This is a genomic window from Nocardioides bigeumensis, assembly GCF_039531755.1.
GTDB classification, from domain to species: Bacteria; Actinomycetota; Actinomycetes; order Propionibacteriales; family Nocardioidaceae; genus Nocardioides; species Nocardioides bigeumensis.
Genome location: NZ_BAAAQQ010000014.1, coordinates 369,990 through 380,879 on the forward strand (window position 1 = coordinate 369,990; position 10,890 = coordinate 380,879).

12 protein-coding genes are annotated in these 10,890 nt (G+C 70.4%); 4 read left to right on the plus strand and 8 right to left on the minus strand.

Going from position 1 to position 10,890, the window contains the following annotated elements; all coding sequences use genetic code 11:
• The first annotated feature begins 61 nt into the window (after positions 1–61).
• The 3 genes from ABD295_RS20985 to ABD295_RS20995 are packed head-to-tail and all read left to right on the plus strand — an operon-like array spanning position 62 to position 3,186.
• Complete coding sequence (locus ABD295_RS20985; protein WP_344305801.1) at positions 62–1,423, plus strand: aminotransferase-like domain-containing protein; 1,362 nt, start codon at positions 62–64, stop codon at positions 1,421–1,423.
• Between the two features lie 25 nt (positions 1,424–1,448).
• The gene (locus ABD295_RS20990) at positions 1,449–2,405 is read left to right on the plus strand and encodes a D-alanine--D-alanine ligase family protein (RefSeq protein WP_344305802.1); all 957 of its coding nucleotides are present in this window, start codon (positions 1,449–1,451) and stop codon (positions 2,403–2,405) included.
• Entirely contained in the window at positions 2,398–3,186 is a 789-nt protein-coding gene (locus tag ABD295_RS20995) for a lysophospholipid acyltransferase family protein (RefSeq protein ID WP_344305803.1), read from the plus strand. The genes ABD295_RS20990 and ABD295_RS20995 overlap by 8 nt, the downstream gene beginning before the upstream one ends.
• A gap of 413 nt (positions 3,187–3,599) precedes the next feature.
• Here the strand turns inward: ABD295_RS20995 and ABD295_RS21000 are convergent, their stop codons facing one another.
• The 8 genes from ABD295_RS21000 to rpmH all read right to left on the minus strand — a co-directional run bounded on the left by ABD295_RS21000 (position 3,600) and on the right by rpmH (position 9,137).
• Positions 3,600–4,640, minus strand: a complete 1,041-nt coding sequence (locus ABD295_RS21000) for a ParB/RepB/Spo0J family partition protein (protein ID WP_344305804.1) — start codon at positions 4,638–4,640, stop codon at positions 3,600–3,602.
• A complete protein-coding gene (locus ABD295_RS21005; RefSeq protein ID WP_344305805.1) occupies positions 4,637–5,644 on the minus strand; it encodes a ParA family protein in 1,008 nt (335 codons plus the stop codon). Before ABD295_RS21005 ends, ABD295_RS21000 begins: the two co-directional genes overlap by 4 nt.
• 136 nt (positions 5,645–5,780) lie before the next feature.
• Positions 5,781–6,512 carry a 16S rRNA (guanine(527)-N(7))-methyltransferase RsmG gene (rsmG, locus tag ABD295_RS21010; RefSeq protein WP_344305806.1) on the minus strand — a complete coding sequence of 244 codons (732 nt, stop codon included), beginning with the start codon at positions 6,510–6,512 and terminating at the stop codon, positions 5,781–5,783.
• 19 nt (positions 6,513–6,531) lie between these two features.
• A complete protein-coding gene (locus ABD295_RS21015; RefSeq protein WP_344305807.1) occupies positions 6,532–7,170 on the minus strand; it encodes a Jag family protein in 639 nt (212 codons plus the stop codon).
• 73 nt (positions 7,171–7,243) lie between these two features.
• The gene (yidC, locus tag ABD295_RS21020) at positions 7,244–8,257 is read right to left on the minus strand and encodes a membrane protein insertase YidC (protein WP_344305808.1); all 1,014 of its coding nucleotides are present in this window, start codon (positions 8,255–8,257) and stop codon (positions 7,244–7,246) included.
• Positions 8,258–8,266: 9 nt separating this feature from the next.
• Positions 8,267–8,563 (minus strand): membrane protein insertion efficiency factor YidD, encoded by a 297-nt coding sequence (yidD, locus tag ABD295_RS21025; protein ID WP_344305809.1) that lies wholly within the window; start codon positions 8,561–8,563, stop codon positions 8,267–8,269.
• Positions 8,563–8,943, minus strand: a complete 381-nt coding sequence (gene rnpA, locus ABD295_RS21030; protein WP_344305810.1) for a ribonuclease P protein component — start codon at positions 8,941–8,943, stop codon at positions 8,563–8,565. Before rnpA ends, yidD begins: the two co-directional genes overlap by 1 nt.
• Positions 8,944–8,999: 56 nt before the next feature.
• Positions 9,000–9,137 (minus strand): 50S ribosomal protein L34, encoded by a 138-nt coding sequence (gene rpmH, locus ABD295_RS21035; RefSeq protein ID WP_056156542.1) that lies wholly within the window; start codon positions 9,135–9,137, stop codon positions 9,000–9,002.
• A gap of 755 nt (positions 9,138–9,892) precedes the next feature.
• Between rpmH and dnaA the strand changes: the two genes are divergently transcribed.
• Positions 9,893–10,890, plus strand: a 998-nt coding sequence (gene dnaA, locus ABD295_RS21040) for a chromosomal replication initiator protein DnaA (RefSeq protein ID WP_425574154.1), incomplete at its 3' end; no start/stop codon positions are given.

The following is a 10,890-nucleotide window of genomic DNA, read 5'->3' on the forward strand; positions in this document are numbered from 1 at the left end:
TCGGCCGAGTGGGCGGACGGCGGCTGCGCCGCGGTGCGTGATCCCTCATGCTAGAGGGGTCATGGAACCCCAGCCGCCTGTCCCGGGCTCGCGGAGTCCCGCTCCGCCGCGGGCCACGAGCACGCGCCTGGACTCCTACGTCGACCGCTACGCCGCCCGCACGGCCGGCATGACGGCCTCGGAGATCCGGGCCCTCTTCGCGGTGGCCTCCCGGCCCGAGGTGGTCTCGCTGGCCGGCGGCATGCCCAACATCTCGGGGCTCCCGCTCGACGTGGTCGGCAGCGCGATCGGCGACCTGATCGCGCACCACGGCCCGGTGGCCCTGCAGTACGGCTCGGGCCAGGGCGACCCCCGCCTGCGCGAGCAGATCACCGACGTGATGCGGCTCGAGGGGATCGACGCCCATCCCGACGACGTCGTGGTCACTGTCGGGTCCCAGCAGGCCGTCGACCTGGTCACCCGGATCTTCTGCGACCCCGGCGACGTCGTGCTCTGCGAGGCCCCGTCGTACGTCGGGGCGCTGGGCGTCTTCAAGGCGTTCCAGGCCGACGTGGTGCACGTCGAGATGGACGCCGACGGGCTCGTCCCGGCGGCCCTGGCCGCCGCGATCGCTGCGGTGAAGGCGTCGGGGCGCACCATCAAGTTCCTCTACACGATCCCCAACTTCCACAACCCTGCCGGCGTGACGATGTCGATCGCCCGGCGCGCCGAGGTGCTGGACATCTGCCGCCGCGAGGAAGTGCTGGTGCTCGAGGACAACCCCTACGGCCTGCTCGGCTTCGACTCCGAGCCGATGCGCGCGCTGCGCGCCGACGAGGCCGAGGGTGTGGTCTATCTCGGGTCGTTCTCCAAGACCTTCTCCCCCGGAATGCGGGTGGGCTGGGCGCTCGCGCCGCACGCGGTGCGCGAGAAGCTCGTCCTCGCCCAGGAGTCGGCCACGCTCTGCCCGCCGTCGTTCTCGCAGATGGCGGTCTCGGCGTACCTCACCCAGCACGACTGGCAGGGCCAGATCAAGCAGATGCGCGAGATGTACCGCGAACGCCGCGACGCGATGATCCAGGCGCTCGAGGACTTCATGCCGCCGGCGTGCACGTGGAACTCTCCGCGCGGTGGCTTCTTCGTGTGGGTGACGCTGCCTCCGGGCATCGACGCCAAGGCGATGCTGCCGCGCGCGGTGACGGCCCGCGTGGCCTACGTGCCCGGCACCGCCTTCTTCGCCGACGGCTTCGGGGCGGGCTCGATGCGGCTCTCCTTCTGCTTCCCCACGCCCGAGCGCATCCGTGAGGGAGTACGCCGGCTGGCCGGCGTGCTCGAGCAGGAGACCGAGCTGCGCCAGATGTTCGGTGCGACCGGCCCCGCCGTGGCGCCGGTCCAGCTCGGCGGGCGCAGTGGCTACGACGGCCCGAGCACGGAGGTCAACTAGTGGGAGATCGACGCGTGAGGACCCGATGAGCGCCCACCACCCCCACGCCGTGCTGGTGCTGGCCGGAGGGCTCAGCCACGAGCGCGACGTGTCCCTGCGCTCGGGCCGGCGGGTCGCCGAGGCATTGCGGGGCGCCGGGGTCGAGGTCGCCGAGCGCGATGTCGACGCGGGCCTCCTCGCCTCGCTGCGCGCCGACCGGCCCTCGTGCGTGGTGCCGATGCTGCACGGCGAGACCGGCGAGGACGGGGCCATCCGCGAGGTGCTCGAGCTGATGTCGATCCCCTACGTCGGCGCCACGCCCGCGGCCTCGCGGGCGGCCTTCGACAAGCCGGTGGCCAAGATGGTGGTGGCGCGTGCCGGCCTCCACACGCCGGAGTCGGTGTGCCTGCCGCACGAGACCTTCCGTGAGCTCGGCGCCGCCGACGTGATGGCCGCGCTCGTCGAGCGGCTCGGCCTGCCGCTGATGGTCAAGCCCGCACGCAGCGGCTCCGCCCTGGGGTGCACCGTCGTGCACGACGCCGAGCAGCTGCCCGGCGCCATGGTCAACGCCTTCGCCTACGGGTCCGTGGCGCTGCTGGAGCGGTTCGTGACCGGGTCCGAGGTCGCCGTACCCGTGATCGACGACGGCGCCGGTCCCCGGGCTCTGCCTGCCATCGGCATCCGGCCCGACGGTGGCGTCTACGACTACACCGCGCGCTACACGGCAGGGTCCACGGAGTTCGACGTGCCGGCCGACCTGTCCCCCGAGGTGGCCGCCGAGTGCGCACGTGTCGCGGTGGCGGCGCACCAGGCGCTGGGCCTGCGCGACCTGTCCCGGTCCGACCTGATCGTGGACGCCGACGGGCGGGTGTGGTTCCTCGAGGTCAACGTCGCGCCCGGGTTCACCGAGACCTCGACCGTGCCGCTGTCGGTCCAGGCCGCCGAGCTCGACCTGGGCGAGGTCGTGGCCGGCCTGGTGCGGTTCGCGGTGGACCGTGGCTGAGCCGGCCGGCGGGGCCGGTCCCGGTCGCGATCTCGTCTATCCCTCGATCGTCGTCGCCGCTAAGACCGGCTTCCGGCTGCTCGGCAACAAGATCACGATGACGGGCACCGAGCACGTCCCCCGCACCGGAGGCGCGCTCCTCGCCTTCAACCACGTCTCCTACGTCGACTTCGTGTACGGCGGCCTGGCGGCCCAGCCGGCCAAGCGGCTGGTGCGCTTCATGGCCAAGCGCGAGCTGTTCGACTACCGTTGGACCGGGCCGCTGATGCGGTCCCTGCACCACATCGAGGTGGACCGTGCCGACGGCGTCGCGTCGTTCCGGCGGGCGGTCGACTTCCTGGCTGCCGGTGAGGTCGTCGGGATCTTCCCCGAGGCGACGATCTCGCGGGCGATGGAGCTCAAGGACCTCAAGACCGGTGCGGTCCGGATCGCGGCCGAGGCCGGGGTGCCCCTGCTGCCGGTCGCGCTCTGGGGGACCCAGCGGTTGATGACCAAGGACCACCCCCGCGACTTCTCGAGGGGCACCCCGATCCGGATCGTCGTCGGCGAGCCGCTGCACCCCACGGGGGACGATCCGGTGGCCGAGACCGCCGAGCTCAAGGTCGCGATGGACCGGGCGCTCGACACCGCGATCGAGACCTACGCCGACGCCCACCTGCACCCCGGCGCCTGGTGGGTGCCCGCCTCGCGCGGGGGGTCGGCCCCCTCGCTCGCGGAGGCCGAGCTGCTCGACGTCGCCGAGAAGCGGGCGCGCGCCGAGCGGCGTCGTCGCTCGTCCTGAGACTCGGCCTGTGGACAGGGCACTTCAACGACGTCAAGTCGCTTCGTCGCTTTAATGGCGAGTTGCTTTGTCGACTTGTCGATGGGGGTGGCATCGGGTTCGAGCGGTGGAGAACCGGACTCCTGCGCCGTCCACAGGCTCTCCCAGGCGTGAATCCCTGTGGAAACTCGGCTCTCCCCAGCCCCGGGGGTCACAGCTGGCTCACAGCAAGCGGATGCATTGCTAAACCGAGTTGTCGACATAACGACACGGAAAGGTGCCGTGTGGGCGGCTGGCATTGAGGACGCCCGAGGGTTTTCCACAGGGTTATCCACCGGGGCGCCAGTCCCACCGACAGTGTCTCGACGGTGGTCGAGCAGCGAGCGAAGCGAGTGGTCAGTCGAGACCCGAGTGGTCAGCCGAGATCCGAGTGCTCAGTCGAGACCACGCTGAGGGTCGATGATCTCGACGATCCGGCGCAGGTCGTCGAGGGTCGCGAACTCGACGGTGACCTTGCCCCGGCTACGGCCGAGGTCGACCTTGACCCGGGTCTCCAGCCGGTCCGAGAGCCGGTCGGCCAGCTCGGTCAGGCCGGGCGCGACCGGCCGCCGGCGTACCTCTCTCCGGGCTCCGCCGCCGGTCTCACCGACCGCCACGATCTCCTCGAGGCCGCGGACGCTGATCCCCTCGGCGACCACCCTCTGGGCCATCCGGTCCTGGAGGTCGCCGTCCTCGATGCCGAGCAGGGCCCGGGCGTGGCCCGCCGACAAGACCCCCGCGGCCACCCGGCGCTGGACCGCGGGCGACAGCTTGAGCAGCCGGAGGGTGTTGCTGATCTGGGGCCGCGAGCGGCCGATGCGCTGGGCCAGCTCCTCATGGGTGCAGGAGAAGTCCTCCAGCAGCTGGCCGTAGGCAGCGGCCTCTTCGAGCGGGTTCAGCTGCGAGCGGTGGAGGTTCTCCAGGAGGGCGTCGCGCAGCATGACGTCGTCGCCGGTCTCGCGAACGATCGCGGGGATGGCCGTGAGGCCGGCCTCACGTGAGGCGCGCCAGCGCCGCTCCCCCATCACCAGCTCGTAGGCCGGGCCGCCCTCGCCACCCTCCCGGGCCTCGTCGCCGACGAGCGGCCGCACGACGACGGGCTGGAGGAGCCCGACCTCGCGGATGGAGAAGACCAGCTCCGCCATCGCGTCCTCGTCGAAGACCTCACGTGGCTGCCACTGGTTCGGCCTGATGGAGTCCAGGGGCAGCTCGGCGAAGCGAGCACCCGCGACCTCGACCAGGTCGCGCTGCTCGACGTGCTGCCCGACGTGCTGGGAGAGCTGGTTTGTCGGCCCACTCGCGCCTTCGCCGAGCCCGCCGCCGTCAGGGCCGCCCGAGTCGGGCTCGATCTGCTCGTCGGGGCGCGGTCCGGTGGGGATCAGCGCGCCCAACCCGCGGCCCAGGCCCCGGCGTACCGGACGTGGCTCGTTGCTCATGCGGGCGCTCCCTTGCTGACGATCTCGCGGGCGGCCTCGAGATAGCTGAGCGCGCCTGGCGAGGACGGGTCGTAGGTCATCACGGTCTGGCCGTACGACGGCGCCTCGGACACCCGGACCGACCGCGGGATCGTGGTCCGGAGCACCTGGTGCGTGAAGTGGCCCCGGACCTCCTCGGCGACGCCGGCGGCGAGGCGGGTGCGGGCGTCGTACATCGTCACCAGGATCGTGGAGACCGAGAGGCGCGGGTTGAGGTGCTGACGGACCATCTCCACCGTCTCGAGGAGCTGACCGAGACCCTCAAGGGCGTAGTACTCCGCCTGGATGGGGATGAGCATCTCCGCCCCTGCGACCAGGGCGTTGAGCGTGAGCAGTCCAAGCGACGGCGGGCAGTCGATCAGCACGAAGTCGTAGCGATTCTGACCGAGCTCGGCTGCGGAGCCGATGCGGTGGTCGCCGCGCAACGCGCGGTCCAAGCGGCTCTCCCGCGCCACCACGCTGACCAGCTCGATCTCGGCTCCCGCCAGGTCGATCGTCGCAGGCACGACATCGAGGCCCGGCAGGTCGGGCGCCGGCACGACCACCTCGGCGAGACGCTTGCCCTCCACCAGGACGTCGTACGTCGACGGGACGCCGCGTTGGTGCTCGACATTGAGGGCCGTGGACGCGTTGCCCTGCGGGTCGAGGTCGATCACAAGGACGCGCTGCCCGACCTGAGCAAGAGCCGCGGCGACGTTGACGGTCGTCGTCGTCTTGCCCACCCCGCCCTTCTGGTTGGCCACCACCATCACCCGGGTCGCGGGCGGCCGTGCCATCGGGGGGCTCAGGCGCTCACGGGCCAGGATGCTGTGCTCGATCGCGCGGGCCAGCGGTGTGGTCTCGTCCTCGAGGGCCGCCGACACCGCGGCCAGGTCGGCCGCCGTACGGACGGTGAACCCGCCGTCGCCGGAGCCGACCGACGTGTCGTCGATGCCAGAGGGGGGATCTGTTTCACGTGAAACCACGGGTGCCTCGTACGTCCCTTCTACGCATCCAGGTGTGGATGAGACTGGTGCAACTGTGGACAGACGCGCTCAACACCGGCCTTGCGACGGTGGATAACGACCATCGCGACCCTCGGTGACACACGGCCGGAGGACCTCATCGCGTCCGACCTTTCCGGGATCGGCGGCCCGACGAAGCGCCAGGCCCTCGCGGGCTTGGCGCAAGCGGCCAACCTACCTCCCGACCGGGCGCCCAAGCCACCCGGACGACGCGCGTAGGGGACGGCACCCGTCCCTTCCCGAGGACGGCGAGCTCCGGGGACGCGCAGCCCAGGGAGCTCCAGACCTCGCGGGAGTCGGCGATCTCGACCTCAGCCGTCTCCCCCTTCATGGCCAGCAGCACCCCGGAATCCTTGACCAGCGGCATGGCCCAGCCGAGCAGCCGGTCCAGCGGCGCCAGCGCCCGCGCCGTCACGACGTCGAACCTCTCGCTCCCGTGCAGCACCTCCGCACGCCCGCGTACGACGCGCACCTGCTCCAGGCTCAGATCGGCGGCGACCTCCTCCAAGAACGTGGTCCGGCGTAGGAGCGGTTCCACCAACGTCACGCTCAGGTCCGGTCGGGCGATCGCCAGCACCAGCCCCGGGAGTCCCGCGCCCGAGCCCAGATCGGCCACCGTGGCGTTCTCGGGGATCACCTCGGCCAGCACCCCGCAGTTCAGAAGGTGCCGCTCCCAGAGGCGAGGCACCTCGCGCGGTCCGATGAGGCCGCGCACGGTTCCGGCGTCGGCCAGCCAGGCGGCGTACCGCTCGGCGAGCTCGAGTCGATCGGTCGTGAAAACCCCCCGCGCCTCATCGGGCGCGGGGGGTGCTGTTTCACGTGAAACCACGACGTCGGTTTCGCGGCCGTCAGGCGGGACGGATCACCACGAAACGACGCGGCTCCACGCCCTCGGACTCCGAGATCAGGCCGGCGGCCGTCACGACATCGTGGACGACCTTGCGCTCGAAGGAGGTCATCGGTGCGAGCGACACGTCCTCGCCGCTGGCGCGCACCTCGGCGATGCGCTCCTCGGCCAGCGCCTCCAGCTTCGCCCGGCGAGTAGCGCGGTGCCCGGAGATGTCGAGCATCAGGCGCGAGCGCTCGCCGGTCTCACGGTAGACCGCGAGCCGGGTGAGCTCCTGGAGGGCTTCCAGCACCTCACCGTTGACCCCGACGAGCTGTTGGAGGTCGGCACCGACGATCGACACCGACGCACGGTCACCCTCGACGTCCATGTCGAGGTCGCCGTCGAGATCCGCGATGTCGAGCAGCCCCTCGAGGTAGTCGGCGGCGATGTCGCCCTCGCCCTCCAGCCGCTCGACCCGAGCGTCGTCACCCTCGACGGCGTCGTCGACATCCTCCTCGTCGGTGTCGTCGGTGCCGTCGGTCTCGTCGGTCTCGTCGGCGACCACCTCGGTGTCCACCTCCACCGCGTCCGTCTCGATGTCGGAGTCCACGTCGTCGGTCTGGAGGTCATCGGTGTCGATCTTCTGCTGGTCGCTCATGGTGCTGGGTTCTCCTGTGCTGCTGGGGGAAATGGTCTGGGGGTCGCGTGCGGGACGGGCTGCGCTGTCCTGCTCACGAGCTCGGTGGGTCTCCGGGATCCGGCTTCTTCTTGGGGGTCCCTGCGCCGCCGCTGCCGCCGGTCTTCTTGCGCTGCGAGCGGGTCTGCTTCTTCGGCTGCTGGCGGGCCTGCGGCTTCGGCTCCTCCTCCACGACGACGTCCGGCACCGTCTCCTGGGGGAGTGGCTCCCCCTTGCGGCGGGCCTTCTCGGCGTCGCGGTCCTGCTTCGCCTTGAAGGCCGGCGTGCCAGGAGCCGGGTTGTTGCGGATGACGTAGAACTGCTGCCCCATCGTCCAGAGGTTGGAGGTGGTCCAGTAGAAGAGGACACCGACGGGGAAGGCGATGCCACCCACGGCGAACACGACCGGGAGGACGTAGAGCAGCAGCTTCTGCTGCTGCGCGTAGGGACCGCTCAGCGCATCGGCCGGCATGTTCTTGCTCATCAGCTGACGTTGCGTGGTGAAGGTCGTGACGGTCATCGCCGCCACCAGGACCAGCGCCAGGACCCGGACGCTCCACAGATCCGTGGACAGGAAGGTGTCGGAGATCTTGGCACCGAGGAAGACGGCGTCGCCGAACTGGCGGTTGAGCGTCTCGGTCATCAACCCGCGCTCGACCGTCGGGTCCTTGGCGGCTTGGTCGATGAGTCGGAACAGCGACAGGAACACCGGCATCTGCAAGAGGATCGGGACGCACGAGGCGAACGGGTTGGTGCCCGACTCCCGGTAGAGACTCATCGTCTCCTGGGCGAGCCGCTCCCGGTCGTGGCCGTACTTCTTCTGCAGCTCCTTCACCTTCGGCTGGATCAGCTGCATGTTGCGGCTCGACTTGATCTGCTTCACGAACAGCGGGATCAGGGCCGCTCGGATGACGAGGGTCAGACCGATGATGGAGAGGATCCACGCGATGCCGGACGCCGGACCGAAGATGGCGCCCCACAGCTTGTGCCAGCCGATCAGCACAGCCGAGATCGCGTAGTAGAGCGGCGTCAGGATGGCGCCGCCGATGGTCTGGAAGAAGTCGATCATCAGCAACCTTTACGAGCTGTGCGGCAGGGTCGGTGGCGTCCGGCGCGAGGCGAGCCGCGTCGGGACGGGGTCGTAGCCGCCGGCCGCCCACGGGTGGCAGCGGGCGAGCCGGCGCGCGGCGTACCACGAGCCCCGGATCGCGCCGTGGGTCCGCACCGCCTCCAGCGCGTACGCCGAGCAGGTGGGGTGGTAGCGGCAGACCTGGCCGTAGAGCGGGCTGATGAACGTGCGGTAGACGCGCAGCAGGCCGATCAGCAACCAGGCGAGCGGGCTGTGCCTCGTCAGCGGCTCGAGGAAGGTGGCCATCAGGCGGTCCGGCTCAGGGTCTTGGTCAGGGCCCTGTCGAGGTCGGCGGCGAGCTCGGCCGAGGTCGCGGCGGCTGCCGCGGGCTGGGCCCGCACGACCAGCACCGCGCCGGCGGGCAGCCGGCCCAGCTGGTTGGCGGCGCAGTGCCGCAGGCGGCGCTTGACCCGGTTGCGGGTCACCGCGTTGCCGACCGCCTTGCTCACCACGAAACCCACCGTAGGGGCGACGGGCAACGCCGCGCCGCCAGGATCGATCGCCGGCTCCCCCGCGGGCCCGGGAGTGAGATGCACGACGAGGAGGCGGGTGCCGCTGCGCCGGCCGTCGCGGATGGCGACACGGAACTGGTCACCCGTCGTGACCCGGTGGACACGCGGGAGCACTGCTCGACCTCCACTGTGGCCCGCCCCTCGACCGGCCCGTTGATCCGCAGCGCCGGTCAGACGGCCAGGCTCTTGCGGCCCTTGCGGCGCCGGGACGACAGGATGCTGCGCCCGGCGCGGGTGCGCATGCGGAGGCGGAAGCCGTGCACCTTGTGCCGGCGGCGGTTGTTCGGCTGGTACGTGCGCTTGCTCACGAGTCTCTCCGTATGCGAGTGGCTTCGGTGCGTGGCTGGCCCATGGCGGGCAGCCACACGATCGGTTCGGTCCGGTGACACGCGGTGCAGTGCGGTTTCAGCGACCAGGCCCCTCCTTCGTGCGAAGGTGGCGCGAGCGGTGCTGGACCCCGGTCGGCTGGCACCGCCCACCCACGGAACCCCTCAGCTGCGCGAGCAGCGGGAGGAATGCCGTGGACATGCGGCACCGGTCGACACCAGACGACCTGCCAACGGTACGCGAGCCGATTCCACAGGGTCAAACTGCGGGGCCCGGCCAGGTCACCGCCCTGCTCGCGGTGTGACGAGGCGCGGGTCCCGGACCTGTGGATGACGTCTTGCCGCGACTCACACCCGCTTGTTACGTTCGGGCCTTCCGAGACCTTCCCCACCAGGATCTCACCGCCCCAGCACCGGTCGGCGCGAACCCGGACTCCTTGCCTCGGATGTTGCGTCTGACCTGCGGCGACGCTGACACGGACCACCCTGGACCTGGGTGTCCGTTGCGGTGCTGTCCCCGGCCCGACCTAGTTGCACAGTCTGTGGACAAACTTGTGGAGCATCGCTCTCGAGGTCCAGGGCCGAGTGGCTGGACGGACCCGGAGGGAAGGACCCCGAGCCCCAGAAACGACAAAGAGGCAGTACCTGTGGACACCCAGCGCTTCGGACCTCCGGACGAGCACTCCCCCGAGCAGTCTCCCGGCCCAGCTGCTGAGCAGCCCGCCCCGGAGCGACCTGTGGACGAGGCCCCCGAGGAGCTCGACCTCACCGCGGTCTGGCCCCAGGTCCTGGCAGACCTCCAGACCCACCAGCGCGCCTGGCTGCGCACCAGCGAGCCGGTGACCCTGCACGAGAGCACAGCCATCGTCGCCGTCCCCAACGACTTCACCCGTGGTCAGCTCGAGGGCCGGCTGCGCGGTCAGGTCGAGGACGCGCTGAGCGAGGCGTTCGGGCGGGAGATCCGCATCATGGTGACGGTCAACCCGGCCCTCGACGAGCATGCCCCGGCGCCGTACGTCGATCACGATGAGCCGACAACTCCACAGATCAACTTGTCGACAAATGCCTTTGTCTCCACACCAGAGCCTGTGGACCTGGCTCCCGCACAGGCCGCGGGCGAGCCCGAGCGGGCCCGTCCCGCGCTCGAGACCCGACTGAACCCGAAGTACACCTTCGAGACCTTCGTCATCGGGTCGTCCAACCGTTTTCCACATGCGGCCGCGGTCGCGGTGTCCGAGGCTCCGGGCAAGGCCTACAACCCGCTGTTGGTGTACGGCGACTCAGGACTCGGCAAGACCCACCTCCTGCACGCCATCGGCCACTACGTCCGCTCGTTGTACACAGGCGCCCAGGTGCGTTACGTCTCGAGCGAGGAGTTCACCAACGAGTTCATCAACGCGATCCGTGACGACCGGCAGGACCGGTTCAAGCGGCGCTACCGCGACGTCGACGTGCTGCTGATCGACGACATCCAGTTCCTGGAGGGAAAGACGCAGACCCAGGAGGAGTTCTTCCACACGTTCAACACGCTCCACAACGCCAACAAGCAGATCGTGCTCACCTCCGACCGCGCCCCCAAGCGACTCGAGGCGCTGGAGGACCGGCTGCGCAACAGGTTCGAGTGGGGGCTCATCACCGACGTGCAGCCGCCCGACCTCGAGACCCGGATCGCGATCCTGCGCAAGAAGGCGGCCATGGACCGGCTCTCGGCCCCGGCCGACGTGCTGGAGTTCAT